Here is a 23,670-nt window from a genome sequence, read left to right on the forward strand (position 1 = left end):
GCGATCGTGAATCGGTCTTGAATGGTCCAGACCACAACGGGAGGGATGAAAACCCATGACTGTTCCTCAGCGCACCGTCGTCCTGGGCACTTTGGGCTTCGGAACGATCGTCGACGAGGAGACCTCGTTCCGGCTCCTGGACCACTTCGTCGAGCACGGCGGGACGGTCCTGGACACCGCGAACAACTACGCGTTCTGGCTCGACGGCGCGACCGGGGACGAGAGCGAGGCCGTCATCGGCCGCTGGCTGGCCAGCCGCAAGCTGCGCGACCAGGTCGTCATCAGCACCAAGGTGGGCGCCCGGCCCACGGTGCCCGGGGCCGGGCTGGAGGCGGCGGAGGGGCTGTCGGAGAAGGCGGTGCGGGCCGGCATCGAGGGCAGCCTGCGGCGCCTCGGCACGGACCACGTCGAGGTGTACTGGACCCACATCGAGGACCGCTCGGTGCCGCTCGCCGAGACCGTGGAGACCCTCGCCGACCTGGTGACGTCGGGGAAGGCGGGCGCGGTCGGCGCGAGCAACCACGCCGTCTGGCGGGTCGAGCGGGCCCGCGCGCTCGCCGGGGACGGCCCGCGCTACTCGCACCTGCAGTACCGGTACTCGTACCTCCAGCCGCGCTTCGACGTGCCGCTGCTCTCCTCCGCCCATGTGCACGTGACCTCGGAACTCCTCGACTACGTCCGCTCCGAGGGCGATCTGCGGCTCTGGGTCTACAGCCCGATCCTCTCCGGCGGCCTCACCCGCGACGACGTCGAGATCGGCGCCGCCTACGACCACCCCGGCACGCCGAAGCGGCTCGCCGCCCTGCGCGCGGTGGCGGAGGAGACCGGCGCGACCGTCAACCAGGTGGCGCTCAGCTGGCTGCTCGACCACGAGGCGGGGATCCTGCCGCTGGTCGGCGTGAGCAAGGTCGCCCAGCTCGACGAGGCGCTCGGCGCCCTCGACGTGACGCTGACGGAGGAGCAGCGCAACCGCCTGGACGAGGCCGCGCTGTAGGCGGGGCGTGACCCGGGGCCTGACCGGCGGCTCCCGGGTCACGGCGGCTCAGGCCACCGGGTAGCCGATCTCGGCGATGTCGTCGGCGAGATCGGCCGGCTCGACGTCCGGGTTGAGGGCGGACACCACGGCCCCGGTGAGCGGCCGCAGCGCCAGGACGTGGGCGATCGCCGCCGCGTCGAGGCCGTCCTCCAGTTCGTAGTACTCCTCGGCCCATTCCCGGTACGCCTCCGTCAGGTCCTCCGCGCCGAGCAGGCCGAAGAGTTCCACCCCGCCCGTCGGCGACGCCGACGGGGCCCGCCACGCGGTGTCCCCGGCCTCGCGCCAGAAGCAGACGGTGGCGAGCGGCACGCCGTCCTCCTCGCCGAAGGCCGGCTCCTGGACGTGCGAGCGGAAGGCCTCCGGCACCTCCGCGAGCAGGCGCGCCCCCGCGTTCGGCGCGGTGTGGTCGAAGCCGCGCGCGTACACCCCGGCGGGGGAGAGGACCATGAACCAGTCGTCGCCCTCCCCGTTGCGCATCGACGCCATCTCCTCGCCCTCGCTCCACCGGGAGTTGAACGAGTAGTAACGGTCCCCCCAGGCGGGTCCGAGGATCGCCTCCAGCATGGCCACACCCCGCAGGCGGTCGCGCAGCGCGGCGGTGTCGGGCAGACGGGCGAGGAGTCCGCGCAGGTCAGGGGCGTCGTGGGTGTCGTTCATGCCGGTAGTGAAGCAGACGGCACCGACAGCCGGTCGCACCGTGCGGTCGGATCGTCATGGCCGCAGCGCGAGCCGCAGCTCCTGCCCCCGGTGGTCGGACATCCCCAGGGCGTCCACGAAGGCGTACCGCTGCACCGAGACCGTGCGGGAGGTGAACGCCCAGTCCAGGCGCCACCAGTCGGTGCCGAGGACGCCGCCCCAGCTGCCGGGGTAGAGCTCGCCGCTCGCCGAGCGGGCGTCGTGGAAGCGGGCGCGCAGCGGATCGAGGTCGCCCATCGCGGGGCTGGTGTTGAAGTCGCCCGCGATCAGCAGGGGTTGCGGGTTGGCGGCGGCGTCGCGCTCCAGGGCGGCGAACTGCTCGCGGCGTGCGGCGTCCGCCTCCCGCACCACCCGGTAGAAGGCGCCGCCGAACACCGACTCGCGGGTGTCCACCTGGACCGGGATGTGCACGTTGTAGAAGGACACCGCGCGGCCGTGGATGTCGACGTCGGTGCGCAGCACCTTGCGCTTGGTGAAGGTCTCCGCCCACGGCGCGTCCGGCGCCACCTCCGGGCCGACCGGCGGCGTGGCGAGCACCGGGAAGCGGGAGAGGGTGACCAGTTCGCCGGCCACCACCACCCGGTGGCCGGGGAACTCCCGGCGGATCCGGTCGAGTTCGTCGACCTCGGCGTGCGTCTCGCGCACCCACGCCAGGTACTCCTGGAGCAGGTAGACGTCGGCGTCCCGGTCGTGCAGGAAACGGTAGAAGGCGTCCGGGTCGTCGGTGGTGTCCCAGTACTCGGTGTTCCAGGAGAACACCGTGAGCGCGGGCCCGGCCGCCGCCGGCCCCGGAACCGGCACCAGCGCCGTCCAGTTGAGGCCCGTCCGGGGCAGCCCCGCGACCAGCAGTGCCACCACCGCCGGCACCAGCCACCGCCGCACCGGCGGTGCGGGGACCGTCCACCCCAGCGCCAGCAGCGCCACCGGGACGGCGAGGAACAGCAGCGGCGGCGCCAGCCCCGGTATCAGCCAGAACCACCACCGGCCGCTCGCCACCAGGTCCAGCAGCAGGAACGCCGCCCACAGCCCGGTGGCGGCGGCCAGCAGCCGCACACCGCCCGAGGCGCACGAGAGCGAGGCCCGAAGGCGCGAGGCCCCGAGGCGCGCGGACCCCGGGCGGGGGGACCCGGGGCGGGGGGACCGAAAGAGCGGGGAAACGGAATCCGGATCCATGCGGCGGAGCGTAGCAGGCGGCCGGAACGCGGGAATTCCGCCCTCCGGTACCCGGACACCCCCCAATACGGGGACGATACCGGCCCGATACGGGCCCCCCTTGAACTGGCTCCATGACGTTTTCCGTATCGGTCGTCATCCCGGCCCACAACGCCGCCCGCACCCTTGCCGCCTGCCTGGACTCCGTGTACGCCCAGACCCATCCGCCGCACCAGGTGATCGTGGTGGACGACGGCTCCACCGACGCCACCGCCCGCATCGCCGAGGGCCGTCCGCACCCCGCGCAGGGCCCGCCGTGCACGCTGATCCGGCAGTGGCCCAATCGCGGGGTTTCCGCCGCGCGGAACGCCGGAATTGCGGCGGCCACCGGTGACGTCGTCTTCTTCCTGGATTCCGACGAGGCGCTGACATCCGATTCGGTGGCGAATGCCCTGGAAATCCTCGAGAAGGACCCGGAATGCGGGTGCGTGCACGGTGTGATCGCCCCCGAGCCGCTGTTCGACGACGGACCGGTGGAGCGCTACCGGGTCCTGCACGCGCACTGGTGGCGGGTGCGCGGCGCGGGTGTCGTGGAGACGGCGTTCTTCGCCCAGGCGGCCGTCCGGCGCGAGGTGTTCGAGCGGATCGGCGGCTTCGACGAGGGCCTGCGCGACTCCGAGGACCTCGAACTCAGCGACCGGCTCGCCCCGCACTACCGGATCGTGCTCACCGACCGGGTGATCGCCCGCCACGACGAGGTGGACCGGCTCGGCCCGCTGCTCGCCGAGACCTACCGGCGCGCCCTGGTGCTCGTCCCGGCCCTGGCCTCGGCCCGGCGCGGCGGGCGGCGCAACCTCACCGCCAACAGCCCCGCCTCGGTCGTCACCGCCGCGTTCACCCTGGCCGCCCTGCCGCTGGCCCGCCGCCGCCCGGCGCTGCCCGCCGCCGGACTGGCCGCGTTCTGCGCCGCCAACGCCGGACTGCTGCGCTTCGCCGCCCGGCAGCACGGGCCGGCCTTCGTGCCGTACGCCGCCGGGGTGCACTTCCTGGTCATCGGCTCGCTGCTGACCGGCGCGGGCGTCGGCGCCCTGCGGATGCTGCTGCCCGGGGACCGGGCGGCCGGCCGGCGTACGGCGGGGGAGCGGGCCTGATGCGGGAGCGGCTGCGCAGGCTCCTCACCCCCGCCGTCGTCCTCGCCGCGCTGGTCGGCGTCGGCCTGCTGCTGCGCCACGACGGCCCGGTCGCCGCCCGCGCGCTGGCCCGCGCCGACGCCGTCCCGTGGCTGCTCGCCGCGCTCGCCGCCAACGTCGCGGGCCTCGTCCTCGCCGTGCACGCCTGGCGGGTGCTCGTCCCCGCGCCGCCCGGCAGCGCCCCCGGCACCCCGGGACCGGTCCGGGGCCTGACCGCCGCCCGGATCTACTTCCTCGGCCAGCTCTCCAAGTACCTGCCCGGCCGGGTCTGGGGCGTGGTCACCCATGTCACCCACGGCCGCGAGGCCGGGGTGCCGGCCGCCACGATGACCTCCGCCTACCTGCTCAGCCTCGCCCTCACCGTCCTCACCGGCGCCGGCGTAAGCCTGCTCGCCGCGCCCGCCGCCCTGCCCGGGCAGTGGTTCTGGCTCTGCCTGCCCGCCGCCGGCTTCCTCGCCTGCGCCGCCCGCCCCGCCCTGGCCACCCGCCCGGTCGCCGCCCTCGCCCGGCTCGCCCGCCGGCCGATCGACCCGCCGCCGGACGCCGCCGTCCGCCGGGCGATCGCGCTGGCCGTCGCCTCCTGGCTGGTCTCCGGCCTGCACCTGTGGTTCCTCGCGATCGCGCTCGGCGCGCCCGCCGCCGCCTCCGCCGGGCCGGGCATCGGGGCGTTCGCGCTCGCCACCGTGGTCAGCAGCCTCGCCGTGGTCGTCCCCGACGGCTGGGGCGTGCGCGAGCTCACCATCGCCGCCGCCCTGGCCACCGTGCTGCCCGGCGGCACCGCCGCGAGCGCCGCGGTGGCCAGCCGGGTGGTCTGCGTCGTCGCCGAACTCGGCGGCGCGGCCACCGTCCTCGCCTGGGCCCGGCTGCGCGCCGCAACCACCGCGCCCACCGCACCGCCCACCGCGCCCGCCACCGCACCCGCCGCGACCGCGACCACGCCCGCCCAACCGCCCACCGCGCCCACCCCGCCACCCGCCCCGATGGGAGACACCCGTGTACACCCTTGACGACGCCGAACGGTTCGAGGTCGGCGAGGTGCACGACCTGTACCGCCGCTACGTGAACCGGAGCCAGGTCTCGCTGATGACCTCCTTCGGCTTCGGCCGCGAACTCGTCGCCCACGCCGAGGGCGCCCACCTCACCCTCACCGACGGCCGGCGCGTCCTCGACGTCACCGGCGGCGTCGGCGTGCTCAACCACGGCCACAACCACCCGCGCATCCTGGCCGCCCGCGAACGCTTCGCCCGCGAGCGCCGGATGGAGGTCCACAAGACCTACTTCTCGCCCTACCTCGCCGCGCTCTCCCACAACCTCGCCGAGGTGCTGCCCGGCGACCTGTCGATGTCCTTCCTCCCCAACTCCGGCGCCGAGGCCGTCGAAGGCGCCGTCAAACTCGCGTACAAGTACCACAACGGCCGGCGCGGCACCGTGCTGCGCGCCGACCGCGCCTTCCACGGCAAGCTGCTCGGCTCCGGCGGCCTCACCGGGCAGGCCCAGTTCGCCTTCCCGACCATCCCCGGCATCGACACCTTCACCTACAACGACCTGGCCTCCGTGCGCCGCGCCGTCGCCGCCCACCCCGGCGACGTCTACGCGATCCTCGTCGAGCCGTTCAGCGCCTCCACCATCGAGGCCTGCTCCGAGGACTTCCTGCGCGGACTGCGCGAACTGTGCGACCGCGAGAAGATCGTGCTGATCTTCGACGAGATCTACACCGGCTGGGGCAAGACCGGCACCCTGTTCCACTTCATGCGCTACCCCGGCCTGCTGCCCGACGTGCTCACCACCTCCAAGTCCTTCGGCGGCGGCAAGTCCTCCATCTCCGCGTTCATCGCCCGCGAACCCGTCTTCCGCAAGGCCTACGACAACCTCGGCGACGCCCTGCTGCAGTCCACCTCCACCACCTACTACGGCTTCGGCGAGGAGTGCGCCACCGCCCTGGAGGCCGTCAACATCGCCGTCGAGGACGACTACCCGGCCCGCGCCCGCGCCATCGGCGCCGTCCTCGAACCGGGCCTGCGCCGGCTCGCCAAGGAACACCCCGACACCGTCTCCCGGGTCGACGGCGCCGGCGCCCTGTGGGGCGTCTTCATCGACGGCGGGCCGCGCATCCTCGACCTGGTCGCCAGGCTCGCCCCCGGCGGCATGGCCCGCGACCCGCGCTTCAAGACCAAGCTGGTCACCTGCGCCGTCATCAACGCCCTCTACCGGGACCACGGCATCTTCGCCTACTACACCCTCAACGGCCGCAACCCGCTCATCATCGGCCCCTCCCTGGTCACCGACCCCGCCGACGTCGAGCGCACCGTCGACGCCCTGGGCGCCGTCCTCGACGAGGGCCTCGGCCGGCTGGTCACCCGCTTCATCAAGCAGAAGGTGGGCTCCCAGTGGTGAGCGCGGGAGCCGCACGGCTCACCGTCGCCGTCACCGGCGCCGCCGGCATGCTCGGCTCCCGCCTCGCCGAACGCCTCACCGCCGACGGCCACCGGGTGCGCGGCATCGACCTGCGCCCCGGCCCGGGCGTCGAGGTCCTCGGCGACATCCGCGACCGCGCCGCCCTCGACCGGGCCCTGCACGGCGCCGACGCCCTGGTGCACGCCGCCGCCGCCCTGCCCAGCTACCCCGACGAGCAGATCCGCTCGATCATCGTCGACGGCACCCGCACCGTGTTCGCCGCCGCCCGCGCCGCCGGCACCCCCCGCCTCGTGCACATCTCCTCCACCGCCGTCTACGGCCTGCCCCGGCTCGTCCCCACCCCCGAGACCCACCCCCGCGAGCCCGTCGACACCTACAGCCGCGCCAAGGCCGCCGCCGAGGAGATCGCCGAACGCCACCGCGCCGAGGGCCTGTGCGTGCCGATCCTGCGCCCCAAGACCTTCGTCGGCCCCGGCCGCATGGGCCTGTTCGCGATGCTCTTCGAATGGGCCGAGGAGGGCCGCAACTTCCCCGTCCTCGGCCGCGGCGACGTGAAGACCCAGATGTTCGCCATCGACGACCTGGTCGACGCCGTCGTCACCGTCCTGCACGCCCCCGACGACGTCGCGAACGACACCTACAACCTCGCCGCCGCCGAATTCGGCACCCTGCGCGAGGACTTCCAGGCCGTCCTGGACGCCGCCGGCCACGGCAGGCGGGTCGTCGGCCTGCCCGCCCGCCCCGCCCTCGCCGTCCTCGACACCCTCCAGCGCGCCCGGCTCTCACCCGTCTACGGACGCCTGCTCCACAAGCTCACCGCCGACTCCTACGTCTCCATCGACAAGGCCCGCGACCGGCTCGGCTTCGCCCCCAGGCTCTCCAACCAGGACGCCATCCTGCGCACTTACCAGTGGTGGCGCACCACCCGCCGGGAACCCCCGGCCGGCCGCGCCGCCGGCCCCAACGCCGGGCGCACCAGCCGCGACCCGTGGAGCCAGGGACTGCTGTCCGCCGTGAAGATCTTCTTCTGAGGAGCGCTCCGCCATGACCTCCCTGAGCGAACAGAGTTCACAGCACGAGCACGGCGCACCGCACCGGCGGAGCACCCCGGACGGGCCGCCCGGACCCGCCCGCCGCGCCGCGGGCCCCTCCCGGCTGCCCGCACCGCTCGCCCTGCTCCGCCCCGGACAGTGGCCCAAGAACGTCCTCGTCGTCCCGCTGCCCCTGCTCGGCGCCGACCTCGCCTGGGACACCACCGCCCGCACCGCCGTCGCCACGGCCGCCTTCGTGCTCGCCTCCTCCCTGGTCTACGTGGTCAACGACCTCGCCGACGTCGAACGCGACCGCCGCCACCCCGTCAAACGCCACCGCCCGCTCGCCGCCGGCCGGATCACCCGTCGCGCCGCCGTCGCGCTCGCCGTCCTCCTCGCCGCCCTGCTCGCCCCGCTGCTCGCCACCACCGGACCCGGCGTCGCCGCACCCGTCCTGGTCTACCTCGCCGTCAACGCCGCCTACAGCTGGAGACTCAAACACCTGCCACTGCTCGACGTGTTCGTCGTCGCCACCGGCTTCGTGCTGCGCCTGCTCGGCGGCTACGGCGCCAGCGGCCGCCCGCTGTCCGCCTGGCTGGTGCTCACCGTCCTCACCCTCTGCCTGGTCCTCATCGTCGGCAAGCGCCGCCATGAACTCGGCGTCGCCGGCAGCGGGCACCGGCCCGCCCTGGTCGGCTACTCCGCGCACTTCCTCGACCTCGTCCTGGTCCTGTGCTCCGGCCTCACCGTCGTCGGCTACCTGCTCTACCTGCGCACCGAGTCCGGCTACGAGACCGGCGCCCTGCTCACCGCCCCCTGCGCCCTGTTCGCGCTCTTCCGCTACCTGCAGATCGTCGTCGTCCACGCCGAGGGCGGGAACCCCGTGCGCACCCTGCTGCGCGACCGCGCCATGCTCGCCACCGCCGCACTCTGGGGCGCCCTCCTGCTCGGCTTCCAACTCACCTGATGCCACGCGGCGTTGAACGCGCCCCTTCCGAACGAGGAGCCATGCCCGCCACACCGCTCGTCTCGGTGGTCGTGCCGATGTACAACGACAGCCGCACCGTCGACCTCTGCCTCGCGTCCGTCCTCGCCCAGAGCCACCCCGCCGTCGAGGTGATCGTGGTCGACGACGCCAGCACCGACGACTCCGCCGCCCGGGCCGCCGCCCACCCCGTCACCCTGGTGCGCGCCGAACGCAACGGCGGCCCCGGCGCCAGCCGCAACCTCGGCGTCCGGCACGCCACCGGCGACATCGTCTTCTTCCTCGACGCCGACCTCGCCATGCACCCCGACGCCGTCGCCGAGGCCGTCACCCTGTTCGCCGAACACCCCGAGTACGGCGCCGTGTTCGGCGTCCCCGACAAGGAACCCCTGTTTCCCGAAGGCCCCGTCGGCCAGTACCGCATCCTCCAGTACCACTACTGGCGCAAGAGCGCCGAAGGCCTGGTCAGCGGCGGCTTCTACGCCCTCGGCGCGGTGCGCCGCGACGCCTTCCTGGACGCCGGCTGGTTCAACCCCGCGCTGCGCCAGACCGAGGAGATCGACCACGCCGAACGCCTCGCCGCCCGCCACCCGATGCTGCTCACCTCCCGCGTGCGCGGCCGGCTCTCCGACGAGAACCGGATGCGGCCGCTGCTGCGCAAGGCCTTCGTGCGCAGCCGGCTGCGGGTGCCGTTCTACCTCGGCCGGGGGCGGGCCATGCAGGGCATGGAGACGCCGGGGCGGGCGGTCGCCTCGCTGCTCGCCGCGCTCACCCTGCTCAGCCTGCCGCTGATCGCCTGGCGGCCGCCCGTCGCGATCGCCACCGCCCTGCTGCTGGCCGCCTTCGTGCTCACCGACCTCGGCCAGTACCGCTTCGTGCGCCAGGAGCGCGGCTACCGCTTCCTCGCCCTGTTCACCCTCTGCCACCTGCTGCTGAACGCCGTCGTCACTGCCGGACTCGCCGCCGGGCTGGCCCAGTTCGCGGTCAGCCCCCGCTTCCGCCGGATGTACCGGCCGGACGGCGCGGAGGGGCCGCCCGCCGTCCGGCGGCCCGAGCCCACGGGTGCGCGGCGCCTCGCCCGCCGGCTGCGCACCTGGTACGGGCGCGCCCTGGTCGGCGCCACCGGGCTGTGGCTGATGTACGCCTTCTTCCGCTGGTCGGTCAGCGGCCGCTGGCACTGGGCGATCCTGCTGGACGCCGTCCCCCCGGTGTTCCTGGTCGGCGTGCCGCTGTTCCTGCTGCTCGCCGCGACCGCCGCCTGCGGACCGCGCCGCGGCTGGGCCCTCGGACTCGCACTGCCCCCGCTGCTGCTAGGCCTCACCACCGGCTCCGGCCTCAACTGGCCCGCCCTGTGGCACGGCGAGCGGTCCGTGCCGCCCGGCGCCCTGCACGTGGTCTCCTTCAACACCCAGTACTGGGCCGCCTCCACCGGCGTCGACCGGCTCTACGAGCTGATCCACCGTCAGAACGCCGACGTCTACCTGTTCCAGGAGCACGTGGTCTGGCAGCCCGGCCTCGGCGAGGACGGCTACCGGCGGCTCGACGACGACGCCCGGCTCGCCGCCGAGTTCCCCGGCTACCACATCGCCCGCACCGGTGAACTGCTCACCGTCTCCCGCTACCCCGTCGTCTCCCAGCGCTCCGTCGGCACCGGCGCCGAACTCGGCCCGGACCCCGCCTTCAGCCGGGTCTTCGCCCGCGACAAGGTCATGCGCACCGACCTCCGGGTCGGCCCCACCGTGCTCAGCGTCTACAACGTGCACATCACCGTGCCGCTCGCCCCCGACCTGTCCCCGTTCTCCGGCTTCGACTTCGACTCCTACTTCAAGCGCAAGTTCGCCTGGCGCCAGGAGGAGATCCGCGGCCTGGAGGCCGACCTGGCGGACAACCCCAACCGGACGCTGATCGCCGGCGACTTCAATGCCAGCCCCGCGATGCGCGACCTGGACGGGCTGCGCTCCCTCGCGGAGGACGCGATTCGCGCCAACAACGACTTCCTGCCGCTGAGTTGGAAGGACTCCGCGCCCGCCGGATTCGACTGGGACAGCGCCGTCAACCGCCCCTACCCGTTCTGGCGGCTGGACTGGAGCTTCACCCGGGGACCGGTGAAGGTCCACCGCTACGACTTCCGGCCCGCCGAGGGCATCTCCGAACACCGGCTGCAGGACCTCTGGCTCTCGCTCTGAACACCCCTTGAAAGGACACCGCATGCTGCTCAAGGACCTGCGCACCGCCGTCCGCACCGCCTCCGGCGTCGAACTGCTGGAACGGCTGCCGGCACTGCGCCGCCCGATGGCCTGGCTGGAGGAGCGGCCGGTGCTGCACGGCCTCACCCTGTGGGCCTTCGGCCTGCGCCGCCCGCTGTTCTGGGACCATGTGTTCACCCCCGAGCCGCGCGCCGAACTCACCGAGGTGCGCGAGCTGTTGGAGCAGGGCCGGGAGCGCTACGCCGAACGCCTCACCGGCTTCCTGGAGTACGCGGAACTGCTGCGCGGCATCCCGCTGAGCGGCACCGCCGCCGCCCCCACCCCGTACTGGAACAACGGCTGGCTGCCGCCGCTGGACGCGCTGTCGCTCTACGGCTTCCTCGCGGCCGAACGGCCCGCCCGCTACCTGGAGATCGGCTCCGGCAACTCCACCAAGTTCGCCCGCCGGGCCGTCGAGGACCTCGGTCTCGGCACCCGGATCACCTCGATCGACCCGGCCCCGCGCGCCACCGTCGACCGGCTCTGCGACGAGGTGGTCCGCACCCCGCTGCAGGCCGCCGACCTGGAGGTCTTCCGCGAGCTGGAGCCGGGCGACATCGTCTTCTTCGACGGGTCGCACCGGCTCCACATGGGCTCGGACGTCACGGTGTTCTTCTTCGAGGTGCTGCCGGTGCTCAAGCCCGGGGTCCTGGTGCACGTGCACGACATCATGCTCCCGGCGGACTACCCGGTCTCCTGGCGCTGGCGGCACTACTCCGAGCAGTACCTGCTGGCCGCGCTGCTGACGGCGGCGCCCTCGCGGTTCGACGTGGAGCTGCCGGACGCCTTCGTGCACGCCGACCCGGAGCTGCGGCGGATCGCCGAGCCGCTGTGGCGCAGGCTCGGGGTCACCGAGCACCATGAGCCGGGGTCGTTCTGGTGGCGGCACGCGGGCTGAGGCCCCCGGATCCGGCCCGCGGCCGGTCCGCGCCGGTTCAGACGGTGGGGCAGGCGCCGTTGAGGATGTCCTGCTCCAGCGCCCGCAGCTCCTTGCCCGGTTCGAGGCCCAGCTCCTCGACCAGGTGGGCGCGCAGCGCGCGGTAGACGTCGAGCGCCTCCACCGTGCGCCCCGAGCGGTGCAGGGCGTGCATCAGCAGCCCGTGCAGGTGTTCGCGGAACGGGTGCGTGGAGACCAGCTCGACGAGTTCGCCGACCAGGTCCTCGTGCCGGCCGAGGGCCAGCTCCAGCCGCACCCGCTCCTCGACGGCGCGCAGCCGGCTCTCCTCCAGGCGGCGGGCCCAGGACTCCAGCGCCGGGCAGTCCAGGCCCGCCATGGCCGGCCCGGTCCACCGGGCGAGGGCCCGCCGCAGGGCGCCGACGGCTTCCGCGATGGCTCCGGAGGCGGCCCGCAACCGGGCGTGGGAGACCTCCTCGTTGAACAGCGCGGCGTCCAGCTCGCCGTGCCCGACCCGCAGCCGGTAGCCGTTGGGGTGGGTCTCGATCACCGGGGGCGCGCCCGCGTCGGCCAGCGCCCGGCGCAGCTGCGAGACGCAGATCCGGATCTGCGTGCGGGCACTGGCGGGCGGCGCCGCGCCCCACAGGTTGTCCACCAACCGGTCCAGCGGGACCACCCAGTTGGGGGTCAGGGCGAAGGTCGCCAGGACGAGCTGCGGCCGCCGGCCGCCGAGTGGCACGGTTCTTCCGTCGACATCGAGTTGGAGTGGTCCCAGGACATGCACCAGCACTACAAGGCCCCCGTTCGTCGCTCTCACCTGCGCCGAAGTGGCGCCGACGGAAAGCGGAGCGGGCTCCGCCGCCGGGCGCCGCCTGGCAGCATGGTATAGACCTATAGGGGTGTCAAGGGCACCTCAAGGGTATCGGGTGGCCGGATACCTCGCCTCGGCCCGGCCCCCGAAATCGGCCGGATCCGACTGGTCGTCGGACGATTCGGGAGCGGTTGTGCGGAGCCGTCGCCGTCAGGAGCCGTTGCTCAGCGCGTAGGTGCGGAAGGTCGCCAGCAGCGGCAGCACGTCCGTCTTGCTCGGCTCCTCGGTGACGGCCCGCATGGCGTCGATGACCGCGTGCGCGATCACCTTCACCACGTCGAGGTCGTCCCCGGCCGTTTCCCCCCAGGTGCACAGCGTCCGGGTGAGCAGGGCGCTCATCCGGGCCCCGATGTTGGAGCTCACCGCGTCGGTGAGTTCGGCGAGTTCCTCGTCGGTCATGCTGGAGCGCAGTCCGAAGGCCAGCGCCATCAGCGTGTCCACGGCGTGCTCGCCGTAGGCCGCGACCAGGGCGGCGAGCGGTCGCTCGGCCGGCCCCCGGGCGGCCAGCGCGGCCAGGGCCTCGTCGTCGTCCTTCCACGCCGCTTCGAGCGCGGCGAGGGCCCGCAGGGCCTCGTCCACCATCAGGCCATCCGTCATGCGGAGAACGGTATTGACCCCTACCGCGCGCCGGGCCGGGTCGGGCCGGGATCTCACTCGTTCGAGCGACAAACGCGGCATTCCGGCACGCTGCTTGAGTGGGCCTGGCGGTTGCCGCCTGCCGGTCGCCGCCTGGCGGTTGCCGCCGCCCGGGGGCCGGCCGGTTCAGCCGGCGCCGTGAGCGGCCACGAAGGCGGCGGCGTCCCAGTGGCCGTGCAGCGCGGGCGCCAGCGCGGCGGCGGCGAGCGCGGGGAAGTCCGCGGCCCGCCCGGCGTGCTCCGGCAGCGCGCCGAGCAGCGGGGCGCCCGCCACCCGCGGCAGGTCGGCCAGGTTGCAGCGGTCCGCCAGGCCGGGGGAGTCGGGCCAGGCGCCGACCAGCACGCCGAGCAGCGGCAACCGGCGCGCGCTGAGCGCCTCGGCGGTCAGCGCCGTGGTGTTCAGCGTGCCGAGCCCGGCCGAGGCGACCAGCAACACCTCGGCGGGCAGGCCGAGTTGACGTACCGCGCGGGCCTGGTCGGCGAGCGTGCGGCCCTGCTCGTCGTAGCGGACCAGCAGCCCGCCCGCGCCCTCGACCAGCACCAGGTCGTGCCGTTCGGCGAGCCCGGCCACCTCCTTCGCCACGTCCTCCGCCGCCAGGCACGGCAGCCCGGAGCGGCGGGCGGCCGTGTCGGGCGCCAACGGTTCGGGGTAGCGGGCGAGTTCACGCAGCGTCAGATCCCCGGAGTGCGGGGCGGCAGGACCGGCCAGCCGGCCGACCTCCTCGGCGTCCCCCGGCTCGTCGGGCGCGACGCCGGTCTGCCCAGGCTTGAGCACCGCGACCCGCAGCCCGGCGCGCAGTGCGCTCGCGGCGACCGCCGCCGTGGCGACGGTCTTGCCGACCTCGGTGCCCGTCCCGGTCACGAACAGGACCCGGCCGTCCGGCAGCCTCGTGCCGCTCATCCGGCCACCGCCGCCGCCGTCACGGCCGCGGCGATCCGCGCCACGTCCTCGTCGCCGGTCACGTACGGCGGCATGGTGTAGACGAGGTCCCGGAAGGGGCGCAGCCAGACGCCCTCGCGCGCGGCGGCCTCGGTCGCGGCGGCCATGTCCACCGGGTGGTCGAGTTGGACGACGCCGATCGCGCCCAGGACCCGGACGTCCTTGACGCCGGGCAGCGCGGCGGCGTCGGCCAGCCCCGCCCGCAGTCCGGTTTCGATCCGCTTGACCTCGGTTTGCCAGTCCTGCGCGAGCAGCAGGCCGATTGAGGCGCCCGCGACCGCCGTCGCCAGCGGGTTGCCCATGAACGTGGGCCCGTGGGCGAGGACGGGCATCTCGCCGCGGCTGATGCCGTCGGCGACCTCCGCCGTGCAGAGCGTCGCCGCCAGGGTGAGGTAACCGCCGGTCAGTGCCTTGCCCAGGCACATCACGTCCGGTGCGACGCCCGCGTGGTCGGCGGCGAACAGCGCGCCGCTGCGGCCGAAGCCGGTGGCGATCTCGTCGAAGACCAGCAGTACCCCGTGCCGGTCGCACAGTTCGCGCAGCATCCGCAGGTAGCCGGGGGAGTGGAAGCGCATCCCGCCCGCGCCCTGCACCACCGGCTCGACGATCACCGCGGCCAGCTCGTCGGCGTGACGCTCCATCAGATCGTCGAAGGAGCGCAGGTATTCGTCGTCGACCGGGGCGTCGAAGCCGGCCGGCGGCTCGGGGGCGAACAGCTGGTCGGGCAGCACCCCGCCCCACAGGTGGTGCATGCCGCCCTGCGGGTCGCACACCGACATCGGGTGGAAGGTGTCCCCGTGGTAGCCGCCGCGCCAGGTGAGCAGCCGGCGCTTGCGCGGCCGGCCGAGCGACTGCCAGTACTGCAGGCACATCTTCATCGCGACCTCGACGGACACCGAGCCCGAGTCGGCCAGGAAGACGTGCTGGAGCGGCTCGGGGGTGATCTCCACCAGGGTGGCGGCGAGCCGTACGGCGGGCTCGTGGGTGAGCCCGCCGAACATCACATGGCTCATCCGGCCCAGCTGCCCGCGCACCGCCTCGTCGAGCACCGGATGCCCGTAGCCGTGGATCGCCGCCCACCAGGACGACATGCCGTCGACGAGCTCACGGTGCCCGCCCGGGGCCGGCGCGGCCAGCGTGAGCCGCACGCCGGAGGCGGACTCCACCACGTACGGGGTGGCGGTGCCGGGCATCGGCCCGTACGGGTGCCAGACGTGCGCCCGGTCGAGCGCGAGCAGGGTGTCCGGGGACAGCTGGGTCATGGGTGGGGGTCTTTCCGGGGTGTTCGTCGAGGGGTCGGGCGGCAGGGTCTCAGGCGTTCGGCGCCAGCTCGGTGCCGGCGCCGCGGCGGCGCACCCGCACCAGGTCGGTGCGCGCCTCGTCGGTGGCCCCGGCCGTCTCCGTGCCGTCGTCGGCGGCGCCGTGCGCGTGCCCGCCGCACGGGCCGCAGCCGCCGCCCGTCCCGCAGCCGCCGGCCGCCGGGGCCGTCCCACAGCCACCGGCCGCGTGCGTCGCGCCCGCCGCGCCCGTCGCGCCCGCCACGACGTCCGCGCGGTGCCGCGGCAGGGTGCCCTCGCCCATGCCCTCGACCTCGAACCCGGCGTCCCGGATCATGTCGAGGTCGGCCTGCCCGGCCTGGCCCTCGCTGGTCAGGTAGTCGCCCAGGAAGATGGAGTTGGCGAGGTGCAGGCCCAGCGGCTGCATGGTGCGCAGGTGCACCTCGCGCCCGCCGGCGATCCGCACCTCGGTGTCCGGGTTGACGAACCGCACCATCGCCAGGATCCGCAGGCAGCGCTGCGGGGTGAGGTTCCACTCCTTGGCCAGCGGGGTGCCCTCGAACGGGATGAGGAAGTTCACCGGCACCGAGTCCGAGCCCAGCTCGCGCAGCGCGAACACCACGTCGACGAGGTCATCGTCGCTCTCGCCCATGCCCGCGATCAGGCCCGAGCAGGCCGACAGGCCCGCGCCGTGCGCCTTCTGCACGGTGTCCACCCGGTCCGCGTAGGTGTGGGTGGTGGCGATGTCGCCGTAGGTGCCCTCGGAGGTGTTCAGGTTGTGGTTGTAGGCGTCGACACCGGCCGCCTTCAGCCGCTCGGCCTGGTTGTCGGAGAGCAGGCCCAGGCAGGCGCAGACCTCCACCGCCGGGTCGGCGTCCTTGATGGCCGCCACCGTGTCGGTCACCCGGTCGATGTCACGGTCCGTCGGACCGCGCCCGCTCGCCACCAGGCAGACCCGCTTGGCGCCGCCCGACACGCCCGCCTTCGCCGCCTCGGCGGCCTCGCCCGGCTTCAGCCAGGTGTACTTCAGGATCTCGGCCTTGGAGCCCAGGCGCTGCGAACAGTACGAGCAGTCCTCCGGGCACAGTCCGCTCTTCAGGTTCACCAGGTAGTTGAGCTTCACCCGGCGGCCGAACCACCGCCGGCGCACCCGCCCGGCGGCCGCGACCACGTCGAGCAGCTCGTCGTCGGTGGTGGCGAGGACGGCGAGCGCCTCCTCGCGGGTGGGGGTCTCCCCACGCAGGCCCTTGGCGGTGAGGGTATCGAGCAGATCCATGGGGCTGATCCTGCCTGCTGGTCCGCGACGGACGCCAGAGGAAACCCACCAGAAGATCCCGGGGAAGCTGTGCGAGTTGTCACAGTGTCGCAGCTCACGGTAGTGGCGCAGGTCACGTCGGCCGCGGGGTGCCCCGCGGGGCCCCGCCCGGGCCCCCGACCCCGTGATCTTCACCACCCGTGACCTGCATACAATCTGCCGCATGACCACGCAGGGGGAGCGCACCCCGTCATCGGCAGAGCGGCCGGACGGGCCACCGGCAGACCACATGTCCGAACGGCCGGCCGGGGCGTACCGGGCCAGACGCGTGACCGCCCGTCGGGTCGTCGGCTGGATCGCCGTCGCCGGCGTGGTGGCGGCCGGCGGCTGGATCGTCACCCGCCCCACGCCCGGCGACTACATACCGGGGCTCGGCCCCTCCAGCAAGGAGGCGTCCAAGACCCCGCCGATCGTCGGCGACGCGCCGCCGCGCACCGTGGCCGACCCCGAGGCCCTGGACGTCGACGCGTACTTCCCCGCCCAACGGATCGTCGAGTCCGGCAACTACAAGGGCAAGCGTTCCGGGGTACGGCGCGGCGAGAACTGCACCGAGGTGCTCCAGGACCGCACCCTGGAACTGCTGCGTGAGGCCGGCTGCAAGGGCTATCTGGCCGTCAGCTTCACCGCTCAGGAGAAGCCGGTGCTCAGCAGCGTCACCCTGCTGCGCTTCGCCGACGCCCCGACGGCCGCCAAGGCCGCCGAGTCGCTGCGGGCGAAGCCGGGCTCGGTGGCCTTCATCCTCCCGGACGCCTCCACCGCCCCCGCGCTGCCGCCCGCCGTGGCCCGCCCCGCCACCGAGCCGCGGGTCGAACTCGTCGGCCACTACGTGACGGTGACCAGTTCGCGGCCCGCCGAGGCGCACCCCGGCGCCGGGGTCGCGACCGGCACCGCCTCACCGGGCCCGGCCGGGCCCTCGGCGAGCCCGCTGCCGGTGCCCTCGATGAGCGCGGCCAACCTGGACCAGCTGCTGGACGAGGCCACCCGGGCCATCTCCTACACCGCCGGCGCGCCGTTCATCTGGATGTAGCCGGCCGGTATGCGGTGGAGCCGCCCCTCTCGTCAGGGAGGGGCGGCTCCACCGCGTACGTGACGGCCGTCCGTCAGCCGCCCAGCCGGTCCACGGCCGTGACCCGCAGCACCGCGCGGCCCTCCTCGTCCGAGCCGTACAGGTCGACCTCGGCGCTGATGCCCCAGTCGTGGTCGCCCTCCGGGTCGTCGAAGATCTGCCGCACCCGCCAGGCCGAGTCCTCCTGCTCGATGATCAGCATCTTCGGGCCGCGCGCGTTCGGACCGGTGCCCAGGTCGTCGTACTCCTCCCAGTACCCGTCCATGGCGTCCGCCCAGCGGTCCGCGTCCCAGCCGTACTCGCCGTCGAGCGCGCCGAGTTCGTCGTAGTGCTCCAGCGCGCACAGCTCCACCCGGCGGAACAGCTCGTTGCGCACCAGCACCCGGAACGCCCGCGCGTTCGCCGTCACCGGCGCCGGCTTCTCGTCCAGCACCACCTCGGCGGCCTGCGGCTCGGTCGGGTTGGCCAGCTGCTCCCACTCGTCCAGCAGGCTGGAGTCGACCTGGCGGACCAGCTCGCCGAGCCAGGCGATGACGTCCTTCAGGTCGTCGTTCTTCACGTCCTCGGGGACGGTCTGCTCCAGCGCCTTGTACGCGCCCGCCAGGTAGCGCAGCACGATGCCCTCGGTGCGGGCCAGCTCGTAGTGGCCGACGTAGTCCGAGAAGGTCATCGCCCGCTCGTACAGGTCGCGCACCACCGACTTCGGCTGGAGCTGGTGGTCGCCGATCCACGGGTGCGCCCGCCGGTACACCTCGTAGGCGTGGGTGAGCAGCTCCTCCAGCGGCTTCGGGTAGGTGATCTCCTGGAGCCGCTCCATGCGCTCCTCGTACTCGATGCCGTCGCGCTTCATCTCGCCGACGGCCTCGCCGCGCGCCTTGTTCTGCTGCGCGGCGAGGATCTGGCGCGGGTCGTCCAGCGTCGCCTCGACCACCGACACCACGTCCATCGCGTACGACGGCGAGGTGGGGTCCAGCAGCTCGAAGGCGGCCAGCGCGAAGGTGGACAGCGGCTGGTTGAGCGCGAAGTTCTCCTGGAGGTCCAGGGTCAGCCGCACGATCCGGCCCTCGGCGTCCGGCTCCGGCAGCCGCTCCACCACGCCGCCCTCCAGCAGCGAGCGGTAGATGGCGATCGCGGTGCGGATGTGCCGGCGCTGCGCGGCCCGGTCCTCGTGGTTGTCGGTGAGCAGCTTGCGCATCGCCTCGAAGGCGTTGCCGGGCCGGCCGATCACCGACAGCAGCATCGCGTGGCTGACCTTGAACCGGGAGACCAGCGGCTCCGGGTCGGCGGCGATCAGCTTCTCGAAGGTCTCCTCGGACCAGCCGACGAAGCCCTCCGGCGCCTTCTTGCGGACGATCTTGCGCTTCTTCTTCGGGTCGTCGCCCGCCTTGGCGACGGCCTTGTCGTTCTCGATGACGTGCTCGGGCGCCTGCGCCACCACCTGGCCGACGGTGTCGAACCCGGCCCGCCCGGCCCGCCCGGCGATCTGGTGGAACTCACGGGCGCGCAGGATCCGCACCCGCTGCCCGTCGTACTTGGACAGCGCGGTGAACAGCACCGTGCGGATCGGCACGTTGACGCCCACGCCCAGCGTGTCCGTCCCGCAGATCACCTTCAACAGGCCCGCCTGGGCGAGGCGTTCGACCAGCCGGCGGTACTTCGGCAGCATGCCCGCGTGGTGCACGCCGATCCCGTGGCGGACGTAACGCGACAGGTTGCGGCCGAACTTGGTGGTGAAGCGGAAGTTGCCGATCAGCTCGGCGATGGCGTCCTTCTCCGCCTTGGAGCACATGTTGATGCTCATCAGCGACTGCGCCCGCTCCACCGCCTCCTTCTGCGTGAAGTGCACGACGTACACCGGCGCCTGGCCGGTCTGCAGCAGCTCCTCCAGCGTGTCGTGCAGGGTGGTGCGGCGGTACTCGTAGAACAGCGGCACCGGACGCGTCGCGTTGCGCACCACCGTCGTCGGCCGCCCCGTGCGCCGGGTCAGGTCCTCCTCGAACCGCCGCACGTCGCCCAGCGTCGCCGACATCAGCAGGAACTGCACCTGCGGCAGCTCCAGCAGCGGGATCTGCCACGCCCATCCGCGGTCCGGCTCCGCGTAGAAGTGGAACTCGTCCATGACCACCTGGCCGATGTCCGCCCGGGCCCCGTCGCGCAGCGCGATCTGCGCCAGCACCTCCGCCGTGCAGCAGATGACCGGCGCCGTCGGGTTCACCGAGGCGTCGCCGGTCATCATGCCGACCTGCTCGGTCCCGAAGATCTTCACCAGGTCGAAGAACTTCTCCGACACCAGCGCCTTGATCGGCGCCGTGTAGAACGTCCGCTTCCCCTCCGCCAGCGCCGCGAAGTGCGCCCCGGCCGCCACCAGGCTCTTCCCCGACCCGGTCGGCGTCGCCAGGATCACGTTGTTCCCCGACACCAGCTCGATCAGCGCCTCCTCCTGCGCCGGGTACAGCGAGATCCCGCGCTCCTCCGTCCAGGCGGCGAACGTCTCGTACAGCGCGTCGGGCGTGGCGGGCTTCGGCATCAGATCAAGGAGGGTCACCCGGCTATCTTGCCTGCTGGCCGCCACCCCCGGCAAAGCTACCCCGCCACCACGGGCGCCCGCTCGGCGATCCGCACGTCGGGGCACCCTTCCTGCCGGACGATCTCCTGGGCAATGCGGTGGGCCACGTCGACGAAGACCTGCGTCCGCTTCTTCGCGGACACGTCGGACAGGAAGAAGTCGCCCGAGACAGAGATCTTCCGGTAGACGTTCCGGGCCAGGGGCTGTCGGCCGCTGCCGCAGGGGACATCAGGACCGGCTGGAGGCTGCCGTCAGCGGTGACGGTCAGCCCCTGCTCGGTGGCGTGCTGGACGGCCACCCGGAGGTCCTTCCTCGCGGCGGCGAACTCGTCGTGGGCGTCGCGCAGGGTGCGCGCTATCGCGGAGGCCTCCTCGAACGCGGCGCGGATCTGGTCGCGCGCCCGGGTGAGGGCGGTGGCCGCGGACTCGGAGCTGGGCCCGGTCCGGCCGGACTGCTGGACCGGGCCGATCACCTCGTTCTGGACCCTGGTCGAGAGGTCCCAGTTGCGGACCATCTTCTCGAAGTCGCCGGCGGCCGCGTTGAGACTGGCGAGGTCGACGTTCTGGAGTTGGGTGTACGTCACCATGGCGGCCGGCCGCTCCGTCCTTCTCTCAGTGTCGGCCCGACCACACGCTCCACGCGATGGTGAGGGCGGTGGACAGGTTCCAGCCCGCCAGCGCGGCGACCGCGCCGGTGACGTGCTGCGAGGGCTGCGCGCACTCGGTGCGCACGGACTCGCGCAGGGCCTCGGCGTTGGTGCCGGCCTGGCGGATCATCCCGGGGTTGGCCTTGACGGACGGCCCGCCGCCGGCCGGCGGTGTGCCCCGGCGCACATTGCCCGGGTTGTCCGGGGCGTGCCAGAGTGCCGGGCATGGTCAATCGCACCGTGTTCGAGGCTCCCGAGGCGGGCGGGGCCGCCGCCGATCCCGCCGCCGTGTTCGACTGGCTGGACGAGAGTGCCGGTCAGCGGGCCCGGGCCGGGCTGACGCGGACGTTGCGGAGCCGGGCCGCCGACGACGGGGTGCTCGACCTCGCCGGGAACGACTACCTGGGGCTCACCCGGCACCCGGTCGTCACCCGGGCCGCCGCCGACGCCGCGGTGCGCTGGGGCGCCGGTGCGACCGGGTCGCGGCTGGTCACGGGGACCACCGCGCTGCACACGGAGCTGGAGGAGGAGCTCGCGGACTTCTGCGGGGCCGAGGCGGCGCTCGTCTTCTCCTCCGGGTACACCGCCAACCTGGCCGCGCTCACCGCGCTCACCGACCCGGACACCCTGATCGTCTCCGACGCCTACAACCACGCCTCGCTGATCGACGGCTGCCGGCTCGCCCGCGCCGACGTCCACCGCGCCCCGCACAGCGACCCGGCCGCCGTGGCGGGCATCCTCGCCGGGCGCACCCGGCGGCGCGCCCTGGTCGTCACCGACTCGGTGTTCTCGGTCGACGGCAACGCCGCCCCGCTCGCCGAACTCGCCGCCGCCACCCGGCGGCACGGGGCCGCGCTGCTGGTCGACGACGCCCACGGGCTCGGCGTCCTCGGCCCCGGTGGCACGGGCGCCACCGCCGCCGCCGGACTCGCCGGGGCACCCGACGTCGTCACCACCGTCACCCTCTCCAAGTCCCTCGGCTCCCAGGGCGGTGCCGTCCTCGGCCCCCGCCGGGTCGTCCGCCACCTCACCGAGACCGCCCGCACCTTCATCTTCGACACCGGCCTCGCCCCCGCCGCCGCCGGCGCCGCGCTCGGCGCGCTGCGCCTGCTGCGCGCCGAACCGTGGCGCGCCGAACGCGCCCGCGAGGTCGCCCGCGCGCTCGCCGCCCGCCTCACCGCCGCCGGGCTGCACGCCTCCGCCCCGGACGCCGCCGTCGTCTCGGTGCGCGCCCCGGGCCCGGAGGCCGCCGTCGCCTGGGCCACCGACTGCCGCCGCGCCGGCCTCGCCGTCGGCTGCTTCCGGCCCCCGTCCGTCCCCGACGGCGTCTCGCGCCTGCGGCTGACCGCCCGGGGCGACCTGACGGAGGATCAGATCGCCGAGGCGGTGCGGATCATCGCCGTCACGGCCCCCCGGGAAGCGGTCGGCCGGGCGTGAACGATGGCCGGCCCGCCCCGGCAAACGGCCCCGCCGGGCCGTGCGGATCGCGGCGGCCCTGAGCGCGCTGCTGCTGATCGCGTTCGCCGCCGTGGCCGGCTCGCTGACCGTCCCGCGCCTCGTCGAGTCCACCGGCGGCGCGGGGGTGCACGGCCGGTTCCTGCGCGAGGACTGCCTGCCGCCCGCCGAACGTCCCGCGGGCCGTTGCGGCCGCTTCACCCCCGACGGTGGGGATCCCGTCCGCTGCTGCACCATCGACGCGGACCCGACCGGCCGGCAGGGTGAGATCGAGGCGCGGTGCGAGGCGGGGCGCTGTCACGAGATCGGGGCGCGGGCGACGGCCTGGTGGTCCGGCCCGCTGCTGACCGCCCTCGCGGCGGTGCCGGTCGGCGTGCTGCTGTCCGTGCGGGCCCTCGGCCGGCCGCTCGGCGGGGCCCTCAAGCCGACGGCCGGCACGGCCTTCGTCGTCCTGCTCATGGCCGGCTCCTTCTGGATCGCGTTCACGGTCTCCGGGTAGCGCGCCGTCGCCGGTCCGTCGCCGGCTCGAACCGGATGGCACGGCTCCGCGTCCCTGATGGCGAGGGGCCGACGAGACGGTGTGAGGAGCGGCGATGGACCGGGACATCCTGCGGGCGGCGGGCAAGGCGCTGGTCCCGCTCCTGGCGGTGCTCGCGCTGCTGGCCGTGGGCGGGCGTGGCGCGGCCCACGCCGGTGAGGGGCTCGCCTACACCTCCGGACTGGCCGGCACCCGTGGCGTCATGGTCGCCGAGCGGTGCCTGCGGATCGACCCGGACCGGGCCGCGCTCGGCCCGACGGGCGACTGCCGGGGCACCTTCTTCCCCGACGACGGCGGACCGGCGAACGAGCACGCCTGGACGGACTGGCGGATCGACACCCAGGAGCGCGTCCCCGTCTCCTGCGCCGCCGACGGCGAATGCCGCCTCGCCGGCACCGGCGGGGCGCTGTTCTGGCTGAGCCTCCTGCTGCTCGCCCTCGCCGCGTTCCCCGTCGCCGGGTTCGTCGCCGTCCACGGACTGCTGCGCCACCGGGACCGGACCCAGCGCAAGCGGGTCGGGTTCGGGGTGGCGACGGCCGTGCTGCTGGTGGGCGCGCTCGCCACCTTCGCGGGTGCGCTCGCCGCCGGCTAGATGTACTGACCACGGAGGTTGGTGACGGGGTTCACGGTGTGGTGATCTTGAAATGAGTGAGGGCCTTCTGGCTCGGTGTGGATTGCGACATCTGCACCTACGACCAGAAAGGCCCTCGTGCCA

General features: G+C 73.9%; 22 protein-coding genes. 12 read left to right on the forward strand and 10 right to left on the reverse strand.

Annotated features, from left to right (window positions below; translation table 11 throughout):
* The first annotated feature begins 55 nt into the window (after window positions 1-55).
* Window positions 56-994: an aldo/keto reductase gene (locus tag ACFZBX_RS11045; RefSeq protein ID WP_391533034.1), complete on the forward strand. Its 939-nt coding sequence runs from the start codon at window positions 56-58 to the stop codon at window positions 992-994.
* Window positions 995-1,042: 48 nt separating this feature from the next.
* Here the strand turns inward: ACFZBX_RS11045 and ACFZBX_RS11050 are convergent, their stop codons facing one another.
* Complete coding sequence (locus ACFZBX_RS11050; RefSeq protein ID WP_391533036.1) at window positions 1,043-1,693, reverse strand: hypothetical protein; 651 nt, start codon at window positions 1,691-1,693, stop codon at window positions 1,043-1,045.
* Between the two features lie 54 nt (window positions 1,694-1,747).
* Window positions 1,748-2,785 (reverse strand): endonuclease/exonuclease/phosphatase family protein, encoded by a 1,038-nt coding sequence (locus ACFZBX_RS11055; protein ID WP_391533038.1) that lies wholly within the window; start codon window positions 2,783-2,785, stop codon window positions 1,748-1,750.
* Window positions 2,786-3,018: 233 nt separating this feature from the next.
* Here ACFZBX_RS11055 and ACFZBX_RS11060 point away from each other — a divergent pair, with 233 nt between their 5' ends.
* From ACFZBX_RS11060 to ACFZBX_RS11090, 7 genes are read left to right on the forward strand one after another with little or no spacing between them, the layout of a single operon-like run.
* Complete coding sequence (locus tag ACFZBX_RS11060; RefSeq protein WP_391533040.1) at window positions 3,019-4,035, forward strand: glycosyltransferase family 2 protein; 1,017 nt, start codon at window positions 3,019-3,021, stop codon at window positions 4,033-4,035.
* A complete protein-coding gene (locus tag ACFZBX_RS11065; RefSeq protein ID WP_391533042.1) occupies window positions 4,035-5,081 on the forward strand; it encodes a lysylphosphatidylglycerol synthase domain-containing protein in 1,047 nt (348 codons plus the stop codon). The genes ACFZBX_RS11060 and ACFZBX_RS11065 overlap by 1 nt, the downstream gene beginning before the upstream one ends.
* On the forward strand, window positions 5,068-6,468 hold the full coding sequence (locus ACFZBX_RS11070; RefSeq protein WP_391533043.1) for an aspartate aminotransferase family protein: 1,401 nt from the start codon (window positions 5,068-5,070) through the stop codon (window positions 6,466-6,468). Before ACFZBX_RS11065 ends, ACFZBX_RS11070 begins: the two co-directional genes overlap by 14 nt.
* Complete coding sequence (locus ACFZBX_RS11075) at window positions 6,465-7,520, forward strand: NAD-dependent epimerase/dehydratase family protein (RefSeq protein ID WP_391533044.1); 1,056 nt, start codon at window positions 6,465-6,467, stop codon at window positions 7,518-7,520. The genes ACFZBX_RS11070 and ACFZBX_RS11075 overlap by 4 nt, the downstream gene beginning before the upstream one ends.
* Window positions 7,521-7,533: 13 nt before the next feature.
* Window positions 7,534-8,487 carry a UbiA prenyltransferase family protein gene (locus ACFZBX_RS11080; protein WP_391533046.1) on the forward strand — a complete coding sequence of 318 codons (954 nt, stop codon included), beginning with the start codon at window positions 7,534-7,536 and terminating at the stop codon, window positions 8,485-8,487.
* A gap of 41 nt (window positions 8,488-8,528) precedes the next feature.
* Complete coding sequence (locus ACFZBX_RS11085) at window positions 8,529-10,691, forward strand: glycosyltransferase (protein ID WP_391533048.1); 2,163 nt, start codon at window positions 8,529-8,531, stop codon at window positions 10,689-10,691.
* A 22-nt stretch (window positions 10,692-10,713) separates the two neighbouring features.
* Complete coding sequence (locus ACFZBX_RS11090) at window positions 10,714-11,649, forward strand: class I SAM-dependent methyltransferase (RefSeq protein WP_391533050.1); 936 nt, start codon at window positions 10,714-10,716, stop codon at window positions 11,647-11,649.
* A gap of 37 nt (window positions 11,650-11,686) precedes the next feature.
* On the opposite strand, the gene ACFZBX_RS11095 is transcribed toward ACFZBX_RS11090, so the two are convergent.
* The 5 genes from ACFZBX_RS11095 to bioB all read right to left on the reverse strand — a co-directional run bounded on the left by ACFZBX_RS11095 (window position 11,687) and on the right by bioB (window position 16,645).
* Entirely contained in the window at window positions 11,687-12,385 is a 699-nt protein-coding gene (locus ACFZBX_RS11095; RefSeq protein WP_391533052.1) for a BTAD domain-containing putative transcriptional regulator, read from the reverse strand.
* Window positions 12,386-12,667: 282 nt separating this feature from the next.
* A complete protein-coding gene (locus tag ACFZBX_RS11100) occupies window positions 12,668-13,114 on the reverse strand; it encodes a hypothetical protein (RefSeq protein WP_391533054.1) in 447 nt (148 codons plus the stop codon).
* 165 nt (window positions 13,115-13,279) lie between these two features.
* Window positions 13,280-14,053, reverse strand: coding sequence for a dethiobiotin synthase (bioD, locus tag ACFZBX_RS11105; RefSeq protein WP_391533056.1), 774 nt, complete (start codon window positions 14,051-14,053; stop codon window positions 13,280-13,282).
* Window positions 14,050-15,354: an adenosylmethionine--8-amino-7-oxononanoate transaminase gene (locus ACFZBX_RS11110; RefSeq protein ID WP_391533058.1), complete on the reverse strand. Its 1,305-nt coding sequence runs from the start codon at window positions 15,352-15,354 to the stop codon at window positions 14,050-14,052. Before ACFZBX_RS11110 ends, bioD begins: the two co-directional genes overlap by 4 nt.
* 49 nt (window positions 15,355-15,403) lie before the next feature.
* On the reverse strand, window positions 15,404-16,645 hold the full coding sequence (gene bioB / locus ACFZBX_RS11115) for a biotin synthase BioB (protein WP_391533060.1): 1,242 nt from the start codon (window positions 16,643-16,645) through the stop codon (window positions 15,404-15,406).
* Between the two features lie 202 nt (window positions 16,646-16,847).
* Here bioB and ACFZBX_RS11120 point away from each other — a divergent pair, with 202 nt between their 5' ends.
* Entirely contained in the window at window positions 16,848-17,711 is an 864-nt protein-coding gene (locus ACFZBX_RS11120) for a hypothetical protein (protein WP_391533062.1), read from the forward strand.
* Window positions 17,712-17,784: 73 nt separating this feature from the next.
* On the opposite strand, the gene ACFZBX_RS11125 is transcribed toward ACFZBX_RS11120, so the two are convergent.
* From ACFZBX_RS11125 to ACFZBX_RS11135, 3 genes are all read right to left on the reverse strand, one after another.
* Window positions 17,785-20,277: a DEAD/DEAH box helicase gene (locus ACFZBX_RS11125; RefSeq protein ID WP_391533086.1), complete on the reverse strand. Its 2,493-nt coding sequence runs from the start codon at window positions 20,275-20,277 to the stop codon at window positions 17,785-17,787.
* A 56-nt stretch (window positions 20,278-20,333) separates the two neighbouring features.
* Window positions 20,334-20,459 (reverse strand): hypothetical protein, encoded by a 126-nt coding sequence (locus ACFZBX_RS11130; RefSeq protein WP_391533064.1) that lies wholly within the window; start codon window positions 20,457-20,459, stop codon window positions 20,334-20,336.
* Window positions 20,460-20,927: 468 nt separating this feature from the next.
* Entirely contained in the window at window positions 20,928-21,149 is a 222-nt protein-coding gene (locus tag ACFZBX_RS11135) for a hypothetical protein (RefSeq protein WP_391533066.1), read from the reverse strand.
* 38 nt (window positions 21,150-21,187) lie between these two features.
* On the opposite strand from ACFZBX_RS11135, the gene ACFZBX_RS11140 reads away from it, so the two are divergent.
* The 3 genes from ACFZBX_RS11140 (at window position 21,188) to ACFZBX_RS11150 (ending at window position 23,547) form a co-directional block, all read left to right on the forward strand.
* Entirely contained in the window at window positions 21,188-22,399 is a 1,212-nt protein-coding gene (locus ACFZBX_RS11140; protein WP_391533068.1) for an 8-amino-7-oxononanoate synthase, read from the forward strand.
* Between the two features lie 40 nt (window positions 22,400-22,439).
* Window positions 22,440-22,916, forward strand: coding sequence for a hypothetical protein (locus ACFZBX_RS11145; protein ID WP_391533070.1), 477 nt, complete (start codon window positions 22,440-22,442; stop codon window positions 22,914-22,916).
* Window positions 22,917-23,010: 94 nt separating this feature from the next.
* Complete coding sequence (locus ACFZBX_RS11150; protein WP_391533071.1) at window positions 23,011-23,547, forward strand: hypothetical protein; 537 nt, start codon at window positions 23,011-23,013, stop codon at window positions 23,545-23,547.
* Window positions 23,548-23,670 lie beyond the last annotated feature (123 nt).

This window comes from Kitasatospora sp. NPDC008115, assembly GCF_042957205.1.
Taxonomy (GTDB): Bacteria; Actinomycetota; Actinomycetes; order Streptomycetales; family Streptomycetaceae; genus Kitasatospora.